Annotated in this window: 26 protein-coding genes and 1 pseudogene; 11 read left to right on the forward strand and 16 right to left on the reverse strand. The window is 64.2% G+C overall.

Annotation, left to right across the window (positions count from 1 at the left end; all coding sequences use genetic code 11):
* Nucleotides 1–211: 211 nt before the first annotated feature.
* A complete protein-coding gene (locus tag CVM73_RS06425) occupies nt 212–685 on the reverse strand; it encodes a hypothetical protein (RefSeq protein ID WP_100231182.1) in 474 nt (157 codons plus the stop codon).
* 95 nt (nt 686–780) lie between these two features.
* On the opposite strand from CVM73_RS06425, the gene CVM73_RS06430 reads away from it, so the two are divergent.
* From CVM73_RS06430 to CVM73_RS06440, 3 genes are all read left to right on the forward strand, one after another.
* A complete protein-coding gene (locus tag CVM73_RS06430; protein ID WP_100231183.1) occupies nt 781–1,011 on the forward strand; it encodes a hypothetical protein in 231 nt (76 codons plus the stop codon).
* Between the two features lie 97 nt (nt 1,012–1,108).
* Nucleotides 1,109–1,291 (forward strand): type II toxin-antitoxin system RelE/ParE family toxin, encoded by a 183-nt coding sequence (locus CVM73_RS41715; RefSeq protein ID WP_430641289.1) that lies wholly within the window; start codon nt 1,109–1,111, stop codon nt 1,289–1,291.
* Between the two features lie 114 nt (nt 1,292–1,405).
* Entirely contained in the window at nt 1,406–3,061 is a 1,656-nt protein-coding gene (locus CVM73_RS06440) for a fumarate hydratase (RefSeq protein ID WP_100231184.1), read from the forward strand.
* A gap of 141 nt (nt 3,062–3,202) precedes the next feature.
* Here CVM73_RS06440 and CVM73_RS06445 read toward each other — a convergent pair whose 3' ends face one another.
* The 6 genes from CVM73_RS06445 to CVM73_RS06470 form a co-directional block, all read right to left on the reverse strand.
* Nucleotides 3,203–4,123, reverse strand: a complete 921-nt coding sequence (locus CVM73_RS06445) for an SH3 domain-containing protein (RefSeq protein ID WP_100231185.1) — start codon at nt 4,121–4,123, stop codon at nt 3,203–3,205.
* Nucleotides 4,124–4,138: 15 nt separating this feature from the next.
* A complete protein-coding gene (locus CVM73_RS06450; protein ID WP_100231186.1) occupies nt 4,139–4,435 on the reverse strand; it encodes a hypothetical protein in 297 nt (98 codons plus the stop codon).
* Between the two features lie 104 nt (nt 4,436–4,539).
* A complete protein-coding gene (locus CVM73_RS06455) occupies nt 4,540–5,094 on the reverse strand; it encodes an inner membrane-spanning protein YciB (protein WP_100231187.1) in 555 nt (184 codons plus the stop codon).
* 12 nt (nt 5,095–5,106) lie between these two features.
* A complete protein-coding gene (locus CVM73_RS06460; protein ID WP_100231188.1) occupies nt 5,107–5,682 on the reverse strand; it encodes a hypothetical protein in 576 nt (191 codons plus the stop codon).
* 76 nt (nt 5,683–5,758) lie between these two features.
* On the reverse strand, nt 5,759–6,013 hold the full coding sequence (locus CVM73_RS06465) for a hypothetical protein (protein WP_100231439.1): 255 nt from the start codon (nt 6,011–6,013) through the stop codon (nt 5,759–5,761).
* Between the two features lie 126 nt (nt 6,014–6,139).
* Nucleotides 6,140–7,537 (reverse strand): carotenoid oxygenase family protein, encoded by a 1,398-nt coding sequence (locus CVM73_RS06470; RefSeq protein WP_100231189.1) that lies wholly within the window; start codon nt 7,535–7,537, stop codon nt 6,140–6,142.
* A 106-nt stretch (nt 7,538–7,643) separates the two neighbouring features.
* On the opposite strand from CVM73_RS06470, the gene CVM73_RS06475 reads away from it, so the two are divergent.
* The gene (locus CVM73_RS06475; protein ID WP_100231190.1) at nt 7,644–8,384 is read left to right on the forward strand and encodes a TetR/AcrR family transcriptional regulator; all 741 of its coding nucleotides are present in this window, start codon (nt 7,644–7,646) and stop codon (nt 8,382–8,384) included.
* 18 nt (nt 8,385–8,402) lie between these two features.
* Here CVM73_RS06475 and CVM73_RS41720 read toward each other — a convergent pair.
* A pseudogene (locus CVM73_RS41720) lies at nt 8,403–8,585 on the reverse strand (hypothetical protein); the annotation flags it as partial.
* A gap of 150 nt (nt 8,586–8,735) precedes the next feature.
* Here CVM73_RS41720 and CVM73_RS06480 point away from each other — a divergent pair.
* Nucleotides 8,736–9,293, forward strand: a complete 558-nt coding sequence (locus tag CVM73_RS06480) for an SET domain-containing protein (RefSeq protein ID WP_100231191.1) — start codon at nt 8,736–8,738, stop codon at nt 9,291–9,293.
* Nucleotides 9,294–9,443: 150 nt separating this feature from the next.
* Here the strand turns inward: CVM73_RS06480 and CVM73_RS06485 are convergent, their stop codons facing one another.
* Complete coding sequence (locus CVM73_RS06485; protein ID WP_100231192.1) at nt 9,444–9,842, reverse strand: hypothetical protein; 399 nt, start codon at nt 9,840–9,842, stop codon at nt 9,444–9,446.
* A gap of 37 nt (nt 9,843–9,879) precedes the next feature.
* Nucleotides 9,880–10,110 carry a hypothetical protein gene (locus CVM73_RS06490; RefSeq protein ID WP_208639177.1) on the reverse strand — a complete coding sequence of 77 codons (231 nt, stop codon included), beginning with the start codon at nt 10,108–10,110 and terminating at the stop codon, nt 9,880–9,882.
* 101 nt (nt 10,111–10,211) lie between these two features.
* Here CVM73_RS06490 and CVM73_RS06495 point away from each other — a divergent pair, with 101 nt between their 5' ends.
* From CVM73_RS06495 to CVM73_RS06515, 5 genes are all read left to right on the forward strand, one after another.
* On the forward strand, nt 10,212–11,033 hold the full coding sequence (locus CVM73_RS06495) for a helix-turn-helix domain-containing protein (protein WP_100231194.1): 822 nt from the start codon (nt 10,212–10,214) through the stop codon (nt 11,031–11,033).
* A 1-nt stretch (nt 11,034) separates the two neighbouring features.
* A complete protein-coding gene (locus tag CVM73_RS06500; RefSeq protein ID WP_100231195.1) occupies nt 11,035–11,337 on the forward strand; it encodes a barstar family protein in 303 nt (100 codons plus the stop codon).
* Nucleotides 11,338–11,455: 118 nt separating this feature from the next.
* Nucleotides 11,456–12,121 carry a DsbA family oxidoreductase gene (locus CVM73_RS06505; RefSeq protein WP_100231196.1) on the forward strand — a complete coding sequence of 222 codons (666 nt, stop codon included), beginning with the start codon at nt 11,456–11,458 and terminating at the stop codon, nt 12,119–12,121.
* A 56-nt stretch (nt 12,122–12,177) separates the two neighbouring features.
* Nucleotides 12,178–12,381 (forward strand): type II toxin-antitoxin system HicB family antitoxin, encoded by a 204-nt coding sequence (locus CVM73_RS06510; RefSeq protein ID WP_100231440.1) that lies wholly within the window; start codon nt 12,178–12,180, stop codon nt 12,379–12,381.
* Nucleotides 12,378–12,584, forward strand: coding sequence for a type II toxin-antitoxin system HicA family toxin (locus CVM73_RS06515; RefSeq protein ID WP_100231197.1), 207 nt, complete (start codon nt 12,378–12,380; stop codon nt 12,582–12,584). The genes CVM73_RS06510 and CVM73_RS06515 overlap by 4 nt, the downstream gene beginning before the upstream one ends.
* Nucleotides 12,585–12,588: 4 nt before the next feature.
* On the opposite strand, the gene CVM73_RS06520 is transcribed toward CVM73_RS06515, so the two are convergent.
* The 6 genes from CVM73_RS06520 to CVM73_RS06545 form a co-directional block, all read right to left on the reverse strand.
* Nucleotides 12,589–13,758 (reverse strand): GNAT family N-acetyltransferase, encoded by a 1,170-nt coding sequence (locus tag CVM73_RS06520; protein ID WP_100231198.1) that lies wholly within the window; start codon nt 13,756–13,758, stop codon nt 12,589–12,591.
* A 107-nt stretch (nt 13,759–13,865) separates the two neighbouring features.
* Nucleotides 13,866–14,357: a DUF6789 family protein gene (locus tag CVM73_RS06525; protein ID WP_100231199.1), complete on the reverse strand. Its 492-nt coding sequence runs from the start codon at nt 14,355–14,357 to the stop codon at nt 13,866–13,868.
* Between the two features lie 19 nt (nt 14,358–14,376).
* A complete protein-coding gene (gene ccoG, locus CVM73_RS06530; RefSeq protein WP_100231200.1) occupies nt 14,377–15,816 on the reverse strand; it encodes a cytochrome c oxidase accessory protein CcoG in 1,440 nt (479 codons plus the stop codon).
* A 39-nt stretch (nt 15,817–15,855) separates the two neighbouring features.
* Nucleotides 15,856–16,059 carry a YgaP family membrane protein gene (locus CVM73_RS06535; RefSeq protein ID WP_100231201.1) on the reverse strand — a complete coding sequence of 68 codons (204 nt, stop codon included), beginning with the start codon at nt 16,057–16,059 and terminating at the stop codon, nt 15,856–15,858.
* Nucleotides 16,060–16,084: 25 nt separating this feature from the next.
* Nucleotides 16,085–16,528: a thioredoxin TrxC gene (trxC, locus tag CVM73_RS06540; RefSeq protein ID WP_100231202.1), complete on the reverse strand. Its 444-nt coding sequence runs from the start codon at nt 16,526–16,528 to the stop codon at nt 16,085–16,087.
* Nucleotides 16,525–17,811 carry an NAD(P)/FAD-dependent oxidoreductase gene (locus CVM73_RS06545; RefSeq protein ID WP_100231203.1) on the reverse strand — a complete coding sequence of 429 codons (1,287 nt, stop codon included), beginning with the start codon at nt 17,809–17,811 and terminating at the stop codon, nt 16,525–16,527. The genes trxC and CVM73_RS06545 overlap by 4 nt, the downstream gene beginning before the upstream one ends.
* A gap of 115 nt (nt 17,812–17,926) precedes the next feature.
* Between CVM73_RS06545 and CVM73_RS06550 the strand changes: the two genes are divergently transcribed.
* Nucleotides 17,927–18,226, forward strand: a complete 300-nt coding sequence (locus CVM73_RS06550; RefSeq protein ID WP_430641290.1) for an ArsR/SmtB family transcription factor — start codon at nt 17,927–17,929, stop codon at nt 18,224–18,226.
* Nucleotides 18,227–18,296: the final 70 nt, after the last annotated feature.

Genomic DNA, 18,296 nt, shown 5'->3' on the forward strand with positions numbered 1-18,296 from the left:
ATGGGTGCGCAGGGGTGGGCCGTCTTTGCTGCCGCCACGTGCCCGTCTGCGTGATATCACGAGACCTCTCCGCGTCATTGCGAGGAGCTCTTGCGACGAAGCAATCCAAACTGTTGCCGCGGAAAGATTCTGGATCGCTTCCGCCTTCGCCAAGGCTCCGGCGGACAAGTCGCTGCGCTCGCAATGACGGAGTGTGTGGAAAGAGCGAGCGCTACTCGTCCTTGCCGCGCGTGATGGCGATGGACGCCTCCGTCTTGGTGCGTGTGCATTCCATGTTGAGCCGGCGGTAGCGCATGTTGATCTTGTCGCCGCGGAGCAGGCCCATCCGCTTCAGGCAGCGTGTCGCGCCCGTCGTGGTGTCGTCCTTCGTCACGGTGAAGACGATCGCCGCCATCGATCCGACCAGCGCATAGAACTCCGGCTTGGGCTTGCGATCGCCCTTGGCATAGAGCTCGATCGAATATTTGTCGCCGCGGCAGCCGACCGACAGCTCCTTCGCCGCGGGATGCGTCAAATAGACGATGTTGGCGGCACGGAAATTCACCTTGAGGCGGTCGATCTGGTTCGCCAGCTCCTTGGCGCTGTCGTCACAGCGATCGGCGCGGGCAGGCGAAGCGAGAGCCACAAGGCCGGTGATGGCGGCGGCGACCAGGATCGCGCCGCGGACGTTCAGTTTGAAAATCATGATGAAAAGCCCCTTAGGGGCGCATTCAAGCGTCGGCAGCCGCGAAGCGCAAGGTGGGGGCTGTTTTGTTGGCAGGCGCGTGATATAAAAAGCACATGAGCAAGGAGCAGGTAAAGACCATCCTGGATCGCGTTCTGACTTGGCCGCCCGAGCGCCAGGAGGACGCGGCGAAGATGCTGATGCTCATGGAGTCGCAGGACGAGAGCGTCTATCGGCTGACCGATGAGCAGGTCGAGGAGGTTCGCCGCCGCCGGTCCGATCCGAATGCGCGCCGGCTTACGCTCGAGGAGTTTAAGGAACGTCTTAAGCAGCGCCTCGGCGAATGAAGGTCGTCATTCACGAGACGGCGGCTCGTGATCTCGACGAGTTTATTGACTGGATATCTCAGGAAATCCCCGCGCAGCGGTACGACTGGCTGATCGCATCAGAGCCAAAGTCGAGCGCCTTGCCGTTTCCGGCCTGTCCCACATAGGTCGTCCGGGCCTGCTCGAAGGGACGCGAGAGCTCGTGGAGGCACCCTACATCATTGTCTACGCGATCGACCAGCCAAACGAGCAGATCGACGTATTGGCCATCCTTCACGGGGCGAGGGATCGCGAAATCTAGGGGCTCTCCCATTGCGCCAGATGGGCTTCCGAGGCTTCCCTTTGCGACAAAAAAGCTTAGAACGCTTCTATGCTTAGAGGCCCGCGAGGGCTCCAAAACCCCGAGATTCGCCCCATGAACGCTCCCACTGCCTTTCCCGACCCGTCAAAACCCGTTCCGCCCTACAAGCACACCCCGCTGTTCCCGCTGGGCAAGGACGAGACGCCCTACAAGAAGATCTCGTCCGAGGGTATCAGGGTCGAGAAGGTCCTGGGGAAGGACATGCTGGTGGTGTCGCGCGAAGCGCTGCGGGCGCTGTCGGAGGCGGCTTTTGGCGACATCAACCATTATCTGCGCCCCGGCCATCTGAAGCAGCTCCGCTCCATCCTGGAGGACGGCGAGGCGAGCCCGAACGACAAGTTCGTGGCGCTGGATTTTTTGAAGAACGCCAACATCGCGGCCGGCGGCGTGCTGCCGATGTGCCAGGACACCGGCACTGCGATCATCATGGGCAAGAAGGGCTGCAACGTCATCACCGACGGCGACGACGAGGCGGCGCTGTCGGAAGGCGCGCGCGATGCTTACTTGCGCCGTAATCTGCGCTATTCGCAGGTCGCGCCGCTCTCGATGTATGAGGAGAAGAACACCGCCAACAACATGCCGGCGCAGTGCGAGATCTACGCCGAGGGCGACGACGCCTACAAGTTCATGTTCATGGCCAAAGGCGGCGGCAGCGCCAACAAGAGTTTTCTGTTCCAGGCAACGCCTTCCGTCCTGACCAAGGACCGGCTGCTCGCCTTCCTCAAGGAGAAGATCCTGACGCTGGGCACCGCGGCGTGCCCGCCCTATCACCTCGCCATCGTGATCGGCGGCACCTCGGCCGAGCTCTGCATGAAGACGGTGAAGCTCGCCTCCGCCCGCTATCTCGATGCGCTGCCGACCCACGGCTCGCCTGACGGCAATGCCTTCCGCGACGTCGAGATGGAGAAGGAAATCCACAAGATGACGCAGTCGCTCGGCGTCGGCGCGCAGTTCGGCGGAAAGTATTTCTGCCACGACGTCCGCGTGATCCGCATGCCGCGCCATGGCGCTTCGCTGCCGATCGGGCTTGGGGTGTCCTGCTCGGCGGACCGCCAGGTGCTTGGCAAGATCACCAAGGACGGCGTCTATCTCGAGGAGCTCGAGCACAACCCGGCGCAGTACCTGCCGCAGGTCGAGCAGTCGCTGGGCGGCGAGGTCGTCAAGATCGACCTCAACCAGCCGATGAAGGATATTTTGGCGACGTTCTCGAAGTATCCGATCAAGACGCGGGTCTCGATGACCGGCACCATGATCGTCGCGCGCGATAGCGCCCATGCCAAGCTGCGTGAACGGCTGGAGAAGGGCGAGCCGCTGCCGGATTACTTCAAGAACCACCCGGTCTACTACGCCGGTCCCGCCAAGACGCCCGAGGGCTATGCCTCCGGCGCGTTTGGTCCGACCACCGCGGGCCGTATGGATTCCTTCGTCGATCAGTTCCAGGCCGCGGGCGGCTCGATGGTGATGGTGGCCAAGGGTAACCGCGCGCCGGCCGTGCGCGAGGCCTGCAAGAAGTATGGCGGCTTCTATCTCGGCTCGATCGGCGGTGCCGCGGCGAATCTCGCCGAGCACTGCATCAAGAAGGTCGAGGTGCTCGAATATCCCGAGCTCGGCATGGAAGCGATCTGGCGCATCGAGGTCGTCGACTTCCCCGCCTTCATCATCATCGACGACAAGGGCAACGATTTCTTCAAGGAATTGAATCTGGGCTAGCCCAGCGTTCCCCGGACGCTGCGCAGCACGAAGTGATGTGCTGCAGATCCGGGGTCCACGTGGCGCATGGGTCCCGGCTCTGCGGAGCAGCGTTAGACGCTGCACCGCGTCCGGGACACGAGCGGCGTTAGCTCGCGTTCACTAACTGCAATTCGTGACCTGGTTCGAGCACAGCGAACGCCACCAGCCACGCACGCCGTCATGGCTCTCGACGAGGCCCCAATACCCGCTGCAGGCAAGAAGCCGCTTCGGTCCACCATCGCCATCAATCGGGCCGCCGAGCTCGCGCTGGGCCGGCATCCATTTGGCGTCGATGAAAGGCGCCTGGAACAGCCCGCCCTCGCGCGTGTAGCCATTGGCGTAGTTCGCGCCGACCTTGTTCGATGCAACCCAGCCGCGCCCGGCATAGGGTTTTGGCGCGCTGCGCGGATATCGCTTCTCGTCCTCGTAATCCTTGCCCGGGGGCCTCGCGCCTTCGATCAGGAACCAACCGTCCTTGAAACCGATGATGCGGAATTCGGTGAGCCAGCCACCCTCCGGCGTGTTCTCGGCGCCGCCGAGCTTGAGCCGGTAGGGCGGCGGCAGCGTGCCGAGCACGCGCGCTTTGACCGACGGCTCGGCGCGCACGTTGAGGCCATCAGGATCCTTGTCGATGGACCAGGCGCCGAGATCGCACGGCTCGGTGCCTTCGGGCAGGCTTGCGCGTTTCGCGGCGAGCTCGGCGTGCAGCTTGGCGAAATCATTGTCGTCGTTGTCAGGATCCGGCTCGGTGCGCGGCTTCAGCTCGGCTGACATCGCGCGCGTCGCATCCGTCGTCAGCGTGACGATCAGAGCCTGACGCGCCGCAAAGACGCTTCCCGGCGTCTTCGGATCGTTCGATGTCGCGGGATAGACCGCGAGATAGCCCGTCGAACCTTCGGTTCGATAAGCGGTGCCGGCGACATAGCCTGCCGGCACCATGGCGAGCGCGCTGGCGCGCCACGCCGGTTCGGTGTCATCCGCGCGCGCCGCTTGTGTCGCCACACACAGGATTGTCGCCGCGATGAGACGAAGCGTACGCATCGGTGCAGCGCGCGCTTACGCCCGCGCGCCCGTGAACGGGAAGCTGCCCATCGGACCGATGCCCATCTCGCCGCTGATGCTGTCGCCGGAGACCGTGCCGGTGAACTCGAGCGTGAGCGGCATCGGCTTGTCGATCGAGACCTTCCAGGAGACGTTGTCGCCAGAGACGGTGCCGTCGAAGATCTCGGCGGTATTACCCTCCGCGCCCTGCGTGCCCGTGAGCGCGCCGTCCGCAGCCTTCAGGCTCAGCGTCGCCTGGCGCTCGCCCATCGGCGTCGTCATGGTCAGATTCCAGTTGCCGTCTACGGCCATTCCCGTCTCCCGAACAAATTTCGGCGGTCCGCGACGATCCGCGGCCGTCCTGAGCGAGCCTATAGCCCAACTCGCAGTTCCTGCCTAACCCTGCGATGGGGCAACTAGGCGCGGGCGGCGGCGCGCCGCCGGCTGGTGACGACGAGCCGCAGCACCACATACTGCACGGCGAAGGCCAGGATCTTGACGCCGCCGGCAACCACAGTGATGTAGAACGCCCACAGCTTGAGATCGCCCGTGGAGGCGACCACGATCATGCCGGCGCCGATCACGAACATCAGCCCTGCCCAGACATAGCCTGCAGCCGTGACATATTCCGGAACGGTCTCGGTGACGATCGGCGGCATGTAGCGCAGCATCCAGCCGCGCTTGAGCATGATGAGGCCGATCGCGAAATGCGCGATCGAGGGTTTTGCCAGCATGAAGCGCGGATCATTGGTCAGCAGCGTGATCGCGCCCAGCACGACGACGAGTGCGAGGCTCGCATAGGTCATGTAGCTGAGCGGCTGCCCCTTGACGCGGGCGTAGATGACCTGCGCGATCGCTCCGGCGATCGCCACCGACGTCGCCAGGATGACATTGTCGGTGATGAGGTAGACGGCCAGGAAGACGATAGCGGAGAGGAAGTCGGAGGCGAGGCGGGCGAATACGTCCTTCATCGTCGATCCTGTTCAGCGGGCGTCGGGAAGAGCGCGGGCCGGCGTACCGTACTTGATCTGGCGATACTCGGGATACCACTTTGTGAAGTAGATGGCACTGTTGCGGGCGGCGAAGGCGACCGCAAGGCTCGACCAAAGCGGCAGGCCGGGGACGTAGAGCAGCACGAGATTGGCGGCCGCCATCAACAGCGCTGCTGCCGTCCACGCGGCGGTGATGATGTAATTGGCGCGGAGAAAGCCCGGCATTGCCGCGGTCTCGGCCGGCACCGATTCAAGCGCATATTGCAACGTGAAGGGATGGCGGACCAGCATCGAGCCGAGCGAGATCAGGAATATGCCGATATCGACCGACAGCTTGATGCTGAGCGTGCCGAGCGCGGGGTCGATCAGCGCGAGGTAAAGGCCGATTGCGGCGAACACGATTGCGGAGCCCGCGGCCAGGATCTTCACCGAGCGGCCGCGCGCGACATCGATCGCGATGGTGGCGAGGCAGATCGCCGATGCCGCAAGCAGGCTGAACACGGCCGACGTCACCAGCATCAGGAAGGCGTAGACGCCGTAGGGCGCGAGGATGAGGAAAATCGCCATGGGCCGCCTCGGCAGGATCAATCTTTACGATGTAAAGATTGATAATGGGCGGACGATGCCGGGTCAAGCGAAATCTTTACAATGTCAAAATGACGTAAGCGACCTCCAAAACATGAAGGGCCGCAACGACTTGGTTCAATGCTTCCTCGGCCAGCTCCGCCCAGGGCAGGAGCGGCAGTGCGGCGGCGGTCAACAGGCCGAGGCAAAGCAAGACGCCGCCGTTGAAGATGGTATGGCGGCTCCGCCGCAGCCGGGTCATCTGGAATGCGAGCGCAGCACCGGTCAGGGCGAGCAGGGCCAGGCAAACCGCGGTGATCGAGGGCATGTGCATGGAAAACTCCTTTTTCGTCATTCCGGGGTGCGCGTCAGCGCGAGCCCGGAATCCATCGGACAGCAACCCGTGTCGCGAAATGGATTCCGGGTTCGCGCCAAGTGGCGCGCCCCGGAATGACGAGAGCTACGCCGCGCCAACCCAATTGCCGTGAAAGCCGTCGGGTACGCGATGACCGAGCTGCACCAATGCGGCTGGGCCGGCCTCGATATCGGTCGCATTGAACACGGCGAGATCGCTGCGATTCTCCCGCGCGCGCCAGACCACAGCGAGCAGCCAGCCGTCACCTTCGGCCGCATCCTTGGATCGTTCGACGAAAACGGGCTCGGAGATGGTGTCGCCGGCCGGCAGCAGGTAATGGCCGAGCCGTCGGCCGTTGCCGTCGACATGGACGATGCCCGACAGCGCGCCGAACATCGGCAGTTTCGGATTGGCACAGGCGTACCAGCCGTGACGGTTCTTCAGCCCGGCGCGGCGGTCGTCGATGCGCGGGAATTCGCCGGTGAGATCGTCGAGATATGTTTGCTGGAAGCTGTCGGTATTCCCTGAGAGATCGAACGTCCAGCGGCAATGGCGGGCGCGCGATTTGTCCGGATCCGTCGGCCGCCCGTCCGGATGCGGAAACAGCGGCGCTTCCTCGAACTGCATGACGTCGGCGATGATGCGGTCGCCGTCCTCCCACGCATTCATGACATGGAAGACGTAGCAGGCCTCGGCACGAAACCAGACGATGTCCTTCGCCGTGCCGCTGCGCTTCATTACCCCGACATAGGCGCCCTTGTCCGGCTCCCAGGCATAGGGCGGCCGTCCGCTCATCGCGCGCTCCATGCTGCCGGTGATGGGCAGGATCGGAAACAGCAGATGGTTCGCGGTGACGATGAAGTCGTGCACCATGCTTGCATAGGGCGCCTCGAACCGTTCGAAGCGCGTCGCCCTACCTGACGCGTCGATCGATCCGTAGGAGAGGACAGCCGTCAGCGGCCCCGCGGCGTTGTAACCGAAGAATACGAGCTCGCCGGTGACGGGATCGACCTTCGGATGCGCGGTGAAACTGCCGGCGACGCGGCCCTGGTAGTTGTGATAGCCGCGCGTCGCCAGCGTGCCCGGTTCGATCTCGGTCGGCAGATGCGCTTCTTCCAGCGCGAGCAGTTTGCCGGCATGAAAGATGATGTTGGTGTTGGCGACGCCGCCGTCGGTCAGGTTGGCCGGCGCATCCGGCAGCTTGCGGCCGAAGCCGCCGAACAGCGCGCGGCCGGCGTCGTGCTCGGCGAGCCATTTCGGCGTGCGGACCCAGCGGTTGCGATAGCTCGCACGTCCGTTCTCGAGATGAAAAGCGTGCAGCATGCCGTCGCCGACGAACCAGTGCGCGCCGGGAGAATCGAATTGTCGATTGGGGCCGTTGCGATAGAGCGTGCCGTTCAGCTCGCGCGGCAATTCGCCGATGATCTTCAGGAAGGGCGCGTCCGCTTCGAACGGGATCGGCGCGATATTGTTGCGGCGCTCGGTGATGGCGTCGTGCTGCACGGCGTATCCCTCCCTATCTTTACATCGTAAAGATCGAATAGAGCCGATCGCAGCGTCCGTCAAGTGAAATCTTTACACTGTCAATATTGCGTCATATAGCTTGCAAATGGCCAAGACCGACACCAAGACCGACACCAAGGGCGAAACGGCGCGAACCTCGCGCGCCCCCCGAAGAACGACATCGACTGTGGCATCGCGTCCGGCACGCCGTGCGACGGGCGCGAAGACCGAGACGCCGTATCACCATGGCGCCCTGCGCGAAGCGCTGCTCCAGGCCGCCGAACGCGTGCTCGAGCGCGATGGCCTCGCCGGCCTGACCTTGCGCGCGGTGGCGCGCGAGGCGGGCGTCTCGCATGCCGCGCCGACGCACCATTTCGGCGATCTCACCGGTCTTCTCAGCGAGCTTGCGGCCGTCGGTTTCCGCCAGTTCAACGCGGCGATGGCGTCGGCCTGTGACACCGCCACCACGCCGCTGGAACGCGCGCTGGCGCGGCCGAAGGCCTACGTGGCCTATGCGCAGGCGCATCCCGGCATGTATGGCATCATGTTCCGCACCGAGCGGCTCGATTATTCCAGGCCCTCGCTGCACGAGGCGGCCGAAGCTTCTTTCGCCGGACTTGCAAATGCGATCGGCATGATGCGGCAGGAGCAGATCAGCGGCGACGCACTGACGCTGAACCAGGGTGCCGCGATCGCACGCGCCTGGTCGCTCGTGCATGGTTTCACCATGTTGCTGCTCGATGGTCGGCTCGAAGACATCCTCGAGCGGCTGCCCGAGGGCACGACGGCGGAGAGGCTGCTCGAGGCGATGCTGACGGCGCCCGTGACCTCGAAGCTTCCGGTGTAGCGGCTGCTGAATTGAAGGCTAGCGCATGGTCGCGAGCCCGACGGCGCGGCCGCGCGTGCCGATGATCTTCACCTCGTCCTTGCCGCAGGTGAAGCCGCGGCCGAAATCGTCCGCGGCCTTGCGCGCAAGCTCGTTGGCGTTCGCATTGGCGATGGCATCGGCGACGTGGCAGACCGGGCCAGGCGGCAGCCGGGCTTCGACGCGGTGGGAACTCCGTACCGTCAGACGTCTTGATTGTGGGCAAGGTTCAAACAGCGACAGGATATACCTGACAGCGGCGCGGAATCGTTCTAGAAGAGCGGCTTCGCTTAAAGCCGATCCGGCCTCGTTCGCGTTCTCATTCTCCTGATCATGCCAGCCACCTCGAACAAACCTTATCGCGTCGGCCGCTCCAAGACCGGGCTCGGCCTCTTCGCCACCAAGCCGATCAAGAAGGGGACCCGGATCATCCGCTATTTCGGGCCGATCCTGGACTCGCGGATTCCCGAGCAGGACGAGATCGAGAACAAATATCTGTTCGAGCTCAACGGGCGCTGGACCATCGACGGCTCGGTGCGCAAGAACCTTGCCCGCTACATCAATCATTCCTGCCGCCCCAACGCGGAATCGGACGTCCGGCCGCGCGAGCGCAAGGTGTTCATCCGCGCAATCAAGAACATCGAGCCGGGCGACGAGATCAATTACGACTACGGCACGGACTATTTCAAAGCCTATCTGAAGCCGATCGGCTGCAAGTGCGACTCCTGTGAGAGGAAGCGCAAGAAGCTGCGTGCCGAGGTGCGGACCGAACGCGCCAAGGTGAAGGCGCGCGCGGAAGCCAAGGCCAAGAAGGCGGGCACCAAGGCTGCCAAAAAGAAGAAGCTGAACGGTCACGCGTTCAGCAAGCCCAACGGCCGCGCGCGGGCGTAGCCTTCGCTCTCGTGCCCCGGACGCAGTGCAGCGCCTCTTCGGCGATGCGCTGCAGAGCCGGGGCCCATTCCAGTGCGATCCGTACAATCTGGGTCCCGGCTCTGCGCCGCAACGCTAAAGGCGTTGCAGCGCGTCCGGGACACGAGAGGATCACGCCGCCACGACACGTCCGCTCTTCCGCAATCCAACATATTGCAGCTCGGCGAACACGCCGGTCGCGATGGCCTGCGCGACGACCATCAGCTCGCCGGCGATGTTCGGCGACACCGTGCCGGAGAGCAGCAGGGCGATGCTGCCGACCGTCCAGGCCGCATTGCCGACCACCACCAGCAGCACGAGCGCCTTTGCCACCGTGGTCCGCGAGGCCAGCCAGGCGACCAGGGCGGTATAGGCGATCAGGAACAGGCCGGTCTCCCGCAGTAGCGCTTCGGGCAGGTTGAACAGCGCTGCGAACGCGCTCGCGCCGAAGGCGAAGCCGAGCGCGGCGACGCCGCTGAAGATGGCGTCGGCGAGCAGGGCGCGGCGCAGGAAGGTGGATGCATCGATCATCTCAGGTCTCCATGGTGGGGTGGGCTCGGGGTGAAACTCAGTGCCGTCCGCGCCACCGGGCGCGGAGGCGGCGGGCGAGACGGAACGGGCAGAGGCTCCTGCCGACGCCGTGCTCGAAGGCGATGACCTGCGCTACGACGTAGTCGCCGGTCGAATGCACCAGCGGCTCGGGCATGTTGAGGCCGCGTGCCAGCATCCGGCTTGCGAACGCCATGGCCCAGGGCAAGACGTGGTCTGCGACGGTCCGGTAGAGCAGCAGCGCGATCATGGTCATCTCCTGTCGCGACTGAAGATGCGCCGGCCCGAGGGCCAATTCGATTACCTCGCGGGTAATGGAAGGGCCGAAATCTGCGTGCTAGGTTTCTGGTCATGAACGCACATGCATCCACGGCACGCGCCGAACGCAGCCAGCCGGTCCATATCGGCGACCATTTGCGGGAATGGCGGCAGCGCCGCCGCATGAGCCAGCTGGATCTCGCGGGCGAAGCCGAGATCTCGGCGCGGCACTTGAGCTTCGTCGAGACCGGCCGCGCCGCGCCCTCGCGCGACATGGTGCTGAGGCTTGCCGAGCGTCTCGACGTGCCCTTGCGCGAGCGCAACGTGCTGCTAGTCGCGGCCGGCTTCGCGCCGGCCTTTCCGCAGCGCCCACTGGAGGATCCCGCCTTGAAATCAGCCCGCCAGGCGATCGATCTTGTCCTCAAGGCACATGAGCCCAATCCCGCACTCGCGGTCGATCGGCATTGGAACCTGGTCTCCGCCAACCGCATGGTGGCGCCGCTGCTCGATGGCATCCCACAGCATCTGCTCGGCCAGCCCTTCAACGTGCTGCGGCTCGCCTTTCATCCCGAGGCGCTGGCGCCGCGCACGGTCAATCTCGCCGAATGGTGCGGGCACCTGCTGGAGCGCCTGCACCGGCAATGCGAGGCGACGGCCGATCCCGAGCTGATCAAGCTCTACAATGATCTGAAGAGCTATCCCATCCCGGCGCGTTCGGCTCCGCTGTCGAGCGACAATGTCGCGATCCCCTTCAAGCTACGTCATGGCGGAGAGATACTTAGTTTCTTCTCCACCACCATGGTGTTCGGCACGCCCGTCGACATCACGCTCTCGGAGCTGGCGCTGGAGACCTTCTTCCCGGCCGATGAGCGTACCGCCGAGCGGCTGAAGCAGATGGCGGCCGGAGGAACCTGAAATGAATGTGATCACGTTGGATGCTTCCGCGTGGAAGACGCTCGATGACTTCTACGATGCGCTCCTGTCGGCATTGGGGGCGCCTGATTGGCATGGCCGCAGCGGAGTCGCTCTCATTGATACAATGCTGCACAGTGACGTGAACAAGGTCGTTCCGCCTTATCGCGTCGAGGTCCGAAATTCAGTGGACCTGCCCTCCGAGGTCAAGTGTCACATTGTCGATGTGGTAGACTTGTTTCACGAAGTGCGGACCCGCCGACGCGAACGCGGGGCGGATGTGGACGTGAGCATTGTGCTAGTCTGACGCCTTGCGGTCAGAAGTCGTATCTCCGGGGCGGGTGACCGCCAAGTGACCGTGTCTTGCGCTACCCACGGTTCGGCTTATGTTTGGGCCAACCTTTACCGCCAAGGAGGCGCCTGACATGAGCACGCTGAAACCGCTCCAGATCGACGTCGTCTCCGACGTGGTGTGCCCCTGGTGCTATATCGGCAAGCACCGGATCGAGAGTGCGTTGGCGCTGGTGCCGGACGTCCCCGTCAAGCTCAATTTCCGTCCCTTCTTCCTCAATCCCTGGGTGCCGCGCGAGGGCATCAGCCGCGAGGCTTATCTCACCCAGAAGTTCGGCTCGGTCGAGGCCTATAAGGGCATTGCAGGACGCGTCGTTGCCGCCGCGAGCGAGGAGGGCCTCGTCTACAAGCCCGAGCTGGTCGCGCGCCAGCCCAACACGACCGACTGCCATCGCCTCATCCTCTGGGCGGAGGCGATCGGCAAGGCGCCAGAGATGAAGCAGCGCCTGATGGAGCTCTACTTCCGCGACGGCGGCGATCTCACCGATGTGAACGTGCTGGTGCAGGCGGCCGCCGACATCGGCCTCGATGCCGACGACGTGCGCAAGCGTCTTGCCACCGACGAGGACGTCGCGCGCGTCTCGGCGGACGCGCAGGAGGCCGCCGAGAAAGGCATTTCCGGCGTGCCGACCTATGTCTTCGCTCAGAAATACGCCGTCTCCGGCGCGCAGGATCCGAACCTGCTCGCCCGTGCCATCCGCCAGGTTTCGGCGGAGATCAACGCCGAGGCGGCGGAGTAGCTCTTGAGGTTGAATATATCAGCAGCTTGGGCGACTATCGGGGTGGCGAGGCCGTCATGAAGATCAAGATAGTTGTGCACGAAGCTGAAGAGGGAGGCTATTGGGCCGAGGTCCCGGCGATTCCTGGCTGCGCCACCGAAGGCGATACCATGGATGACCTGATGGCCAACCTCCGGGAAGCGATCGAGGGCTGCCTATCCGTCGAAGTTGCGCCGCCCGAACCAGGCGGTGTTGAGCGGATTCTGGAACTGCCGGCGTGAAGTCAATCTCCGGTCGGGAGTTCGCACGGATTGTCGAGCGCCGCGGCTGGAGTTTGCTTCGGGTCAGCGGCAGCCACCACATCCACGGCAAGCCGGGGAGCATCGTGCGGCTGTCAGTCCCCATTCACGGCAACAAGCCTCTGAAGGCCGGACTGTTGCGCCATCCCATCAAGATGGCCGAACTGTCTGACGAGGATTTGTAGCAGATCATTTTCTGATCAGGTGCACCGCGGATCGTGCCGTTTCGCGCGCGACGTAGCACGTCGCGAGCGCTCCATGAATGAGCGCCACGACGGGATCGTTCCGCCGCAGCGGGATCAGCACGTCGCCGATCGCAAAACGCCCGCGCCAGATCGGGTTGATCATGGGATGATCGGCGCTCGCCGTGGAATCCGCGCTCGTGATGGCGGGATCGGCGCAGAGATGGCGGGTGAGGTCGAGCGTGAGCTGCACGCCCGGCGAATATTTTGCGAAGCGCTCGTCGACGCCGAGCTTGAAGAAGAAGGCGCGATCCTGATGGCGCAGCACGATGCCGGCGGCGACCGGCGTTGCGCCGGCGCGAAGCGTGACGATCTCGCACTGCGCGGTCTCTGCCAGCGCCGGCACGGCGCGGCGGATGAAGGTCGCATCGCCCGGATGCTGGACCAGTGCGGTGCCGCGCTTGCCTTTCCAGCCGCTGGCTTCGAGCTGCAGGAATGCTTCGAGCGCCGGTCCGATCTCGTCGGGGCGGCGCGCAACCTCGAACACGACGGGGCCGTGCTCCTCAAGGCGATGGCGCAGGCGGCGCAGCTCCTTGAGCTTCTTGGCGCCGAGTGCGTCGCGCAACAGCGTCTCGCCATCTTGTGTGGCGTCGAGGCTGGCGCGGACATAGGACGAGAGGATGCGCGGCGTCAGGCCTGCGCGGCTCAGAACCTGCGTGAGCGCGTTCATCGCTGCGCCGTCGAGCGCGACGTCGTTGAGCACGAGCGCATGCGCGCCGGCATCGCGCGCCTGCTGCAACAGACGCGTGGCGGCTTCGAGCGGAGCGTCGCGGTCGAGCAGCGGGCTACACAGCGTGCCGTAGGGATGCGCGCCCACCAGCGCGGGCAGGGGGATTTTCCAGGCGCGCCAGAGCGAGATGACCGGCATCAGCCCGATCAGCCGCGCGGAAGAGTCGTCAAATGCCGGCAGTGCGGAGGCATTGCTGCGGCCGCGCGCGGTCGCGCTGACGGCCAGCTCCCAGGCGGGGAGGTAATATCCGTTTGGTTCGACTGCCCGCTGCGCCAGCGCGCGCCATTGACCGGGTTCGATTGCCGTGAGCGGGACGCGCGCACGCGCCATCGCGACATCCCTTGCCGATGCCGGATTGATCGCAGCCTGATGCGCGATGTCGACCACGTCCCGTCGTCCCCCGTTCACACGAGCCAAGCCCGTGTTACGCGGCCATCCTTAGCGCAAAGATTGGAAAATACCGTTGGGATGCCGCTTCAATTCGAGCGGTAGTGTTAACCGCGTGTTGACCACAGCCGAACGGGTTCGGAATGCAGCAGCGAAAACGCCATGCCCATGAACATGCTGTAGGCGAGCACCATCGCAAGCGAAAACGCGGCGGGAAGTACGCCGAGCCCCAGGTCGGAAGCGAACGCTCCTCGTCCGAGTATGGGGAAGTAGAGCAATCCCATGGCGATCCAGCCCACGATGCCGAACAGGAAGCCCTTGGTGATGGCGTTGTGCCCGGGCAGGAAATGATAGGTGAGGCGGAACAGGACGCCGAGCACCAGAGTGCCGTTAACGAATGACATTGCCCAGGGCACGGTGGGGTGAACCGGGCCACCGCCGAGCCAACCGCTGAGGCCGAGCTGAAGATCTTGATACGGCTGGAAGGTCGGAAGCCAGTCCATCCACCGCTTGAGGAACATCACGCTCGAATGCGCGGCATTGCCGCACAAGCCGGCCGCCACGGATTTCCAGACGTGATGGTCCATCAGGCGGTGCATCGCGCCTCTGCCTGCTCCCTCATTGGTCCGACGGCACGAAGTGGTCGCGGGCCGTCGCGGTCTGGCCGCTGGCGATCTCGGTCGCTTCGATCTCGATGTCCGTGGCTGCCTTCGGCATCTGCGCGGGCGCAACCTGCACCGACATCCGGATCTCGCGGGTCTGGTCCTGCCCGACCTCGACGATCAGTCGGCCGTCGGGCTTGCGCTCGACGCCGGCGATGTGCGCGCGCGCGCCCGGCAAGTCCTTGACCTCGATTGCGAAGGATCTCGCTGCACCCTTGTTCAGCAGGCGCACCGTGTAGTCGTTGCGGACCCCGCCATCGGCGAGTTGGACGAACAACGGATTGCGCTCATGCAAGACGTTGATGCTCATGGTCGCGCGGGTGGCGAGGGTGTAGAGCATGATGCTGCCCACGATGGCGATGGCCGCGGCATAGACCAGCGTGCGCGGGCGGATGATGCGGTAGATCGGCGGCTTGCCTTCGCGCCGGCGCTGCATGTTGATGTCGGTGTCGTAGCCGATCAGGCCCTTGGGCCGGCCGATCTCGCGCATGACGTTGTCGCAGGCGTCGATGCACAGGCCGCACTGGATGCAGCCGAGCTGGATGCCATGGCGGATGTCGACGCCGGTCGGACAGACATTGATGCACTGATGGCAGTCGACGCAGTCGCCGGCCAGTTCACCATGGGCGCGGGCAGCATCCGCCTTCTTCACCGACATGCGCGGCTCGCCGCGGTCGCGGCGATAGGTAACGTTGAGTGCCCATTCGTCGGTCAACGCCGCCTGGATCCGAGGCCACGGGCACATGTAGATGCACATCTGCTCGCGGGCATGACCGGCAAAAACGTAGGTGGTAGCGGTCAGGATGCCGATCCAGAGATAGGCGAGGAACGGGGCCTGGAAGGTTGCAAGCTCCTTCACCAGCGTCGGCGCGTCGTCGAAATAGAGCACCCAGGCGCCGCCGGTCCACCATGCGATCATGATCCAGAGAAAGTGCTTCAGCGCGACCTTTCGAATGTGACCGAATGTCCAGTAGTCCTTGTCGCCCTGCATGCGCTGGCGCCGGTCGCCTTCGACCCAGCGCTCGACCGCGTAGAACAGGTCGGTCCATACGGTCTGCGGACACATGTAGCCGCACCACAGCCGCCCGGCGACCGCGTTCATCAGGAAGAGCGTCATCGCCGCGATGATGAGGAGACCGGTGAAGTAGTAGACCTCCTGCGGCCACAGCTCGATGAAGAAGAAGTAGAAGCGCCGATGCGGGAAGTCGATCAGCACGGCCTGGTCGGGCAGGCCAGGCCCGCGATTCCAGCGCACGAACGGCAGCAGATAGTAGGTTCCGAGCGTGACGCAGAGAATCGCCCATTTGATGCGGCGGAAAGGCCCATGGACCGACTGCGGATAGACCTTCCTCCGCTTCTCGTAGAGCGGTCCCTCGATGAAGGTGTCGTCGGTCATGGCAAATTCCCCCGCATCACAGGCTGCATCCACGCGCGTTCAGGAGAACGCGCAGCCGCTGCTCAGGCCGAGCTTCTTGAACACGATCGCTGCCGGACAGAAACCGGTGAACGAGGCCTGCAACATGTTCAGTCCGGCAAATGCCGTCAGCAGGTACCAATACGCATTCACATAAGTGCCCAGTGCGAGACCGAGCAGGACGACGCATCCGGCAAAGGCGAGAACGGCTCTATCGACATTCATGGCAGGCTCCTTCTTTCTGGCTGGGCTACGAACGGGTCACGCCGGCTTCAGTCCAGGCGACGATGCTGCGTGCATCCATCGCGCCGGAATGGCGGGCGATCTCGCGGCCGCCGCGCATCAACAGCAGGGTCGGGATGCCGCTGATGTTGAGGCGCGACGACAGTTCAGGTGCGTTGTCCGAATTGAGCTTCAACAGCCGGACGTTCGGCTCCAGCTGCTGCGCGGCGCGCTCGAACATCGGCGCCATGGCGCGGCACGGGCCGCACCATGGTGCCCAGACGTCGGCCAGCACGGGAATGTCGCTGTTGGCGACGTGGCGGCCGAAGGCTTCCTCGTCCACCTCGATCGGATGGCCGCTGAACATCGGCTGGTGACAGGCGCCGCAACGCGCAGCTTGCGCCGCGCGTTCGGCAGGCAGGCGGTTGATGCGCCCGCAACTGCCACAGACGATCTGACGCGTCGTGCTCATGTGCCCGTTCGGACCTCCTTGAGCTTGGCGATGTTCAGCTTGTCGAGAACGAAGCGCTCGTAGAACGGCTCGCTCTCGCCGCGCCGCATCTTGCGCAGGAAGTATTTTTCGAAGGCGACCTTGGCGAGGTGCACCCATTCGCCCTTGGAGGACCAATTGACGTTTCGCGGCGGGATCTGCGGCTGCGCCAGGAAGGCGACACCGGAGTCGCCGAAGTCGGCGAGGCAGATGGCATTCCAGGTCGGCTGTGCCGCGGGCGCCTTGCCGCGAAGCAGGGCGCCGATGTTCATCGCAGTCGCCGTCACCATGGATTCGATCATGAAGCCGGTCTTGGGGACGCCGACCGGCACCGGTGTCGCGCCGACCGGCGCGATTGCGACGCAGACGCCGACCGCGAAGACGTTGGGAAAAGCGGGGTTTTGCTGGTGCTTGTCGACGACGACGAAACCGCGCGGATTGGTCAGTTTCTCGATGCCGCGCACCGCCTCGACGCCGCGAAAGGCAGGCAACATCATCGAATAGGCGAATGGCAGCTCGTGGGCCTTGCGAGAGGTGCCGTCGTCGGCGAACTCCTCCACCGACATCAAGCCGGGGGCGACGTTGTCGACGCGGGCGTTGGTGATCCACTTGATGTGCTTCTCGCGCATCTCGCTTTCCAGCAGACCCTTGGTGTCTCCGACGCCGTCGAGACCGAGATGGCCGATATAGGGCTCCGAGGTGACGAACGTCATCGGGACGCGGTCGCGCAGCTTTCGCCGCCGCAGCTCCGTCTCCAGGATGAAGAGGAATTCGTAGGCCGGGCCGAAACAGGAAGCACCCTGCACCGCGCCGATGACGACCGGGCCGGGGTTGGCCACGAGCTTCTCGAAGGCTTCACGGGCATGCGCGGCGTGATCGACGTGGCAGATCGACTGGGTATAGCCTTGCGGCCCGAGACCCGGAATCTCGTCGAACGCCAGTTCGGGGCCGGTCGCGACGACCAGATAGTCATAGTCGATCGACGTGCCGTCGCCGAGCTCGACGCGGTTCTCGGCCGGGTGGACACGCCTTGCGCCCTGCGTCAGCAGTCGCACGCCCTTGCGTTTCATCACGTCCGCAAGATCGATCTCGATCTCTTCGCGCTTGCGCCAGCCGACCGCGACCCAAGGGTTCGATGGGACGAAATGATAGACGGCGCCTTGTGAGATGACGCTCAGGCGATCGTCCTTCCTCAACTGGGGCAGCAATTCGTAGGCCATCAGCGTTCCGCTCAGACCGGCTCCGATTACGACAACTTCCGCCATGGGTACCTCCGTTGGACCAAGCCGCTCCGCCGGTTCAGTTCCGGCTGTCGTGCAGCGCTTGACGATATATTCGTAATTGCGTATATACGCAAGTATGAAGGTTAATGCTGAAATCATGGAGCGGGCGGCGGATCAGGCGAGCGAGCTGCTGAAGGCGCTCGCCAACCGGCACCGCCTGCTGATCATCTGCCAGTTGATCGACGGCGAGCGGTCGGTCGGCGAGCTTGCCGAATTCCTGAGCCTGCGGGACTCCACGGTTTCCCAACATCTCGCGCTCCTTCGCAAGGATGGTCTGGTGTCTGCCCGGCGTGAGGCGCAAACGATCTTCTATTCGATCGCAAGCGAGCCGGCACGCGAGGTGCTGAAGACGCTCTACCAGACGTTCTGCGCACCGAAGTCCGCAAGGACCAGGTGAAATCTAGGAGAGCTCGGGTGAGGGCGCCTTGAGCAGGATCAACACGCCCCATTCCCATGCAGATGAAATG

The sequence above is a fragment of the Bradyrhizobium forestalis genome (genome assembly GCF_002795245.1).
In the GTDB taxonomy this organism is placed as follows: Bacteria; Pseudomonadota; Alphaproteobacteria; order Rhizobiales; family Xanthobacteraceae; genus Bradyrhizobium; species Bradyrhizobium forestalis.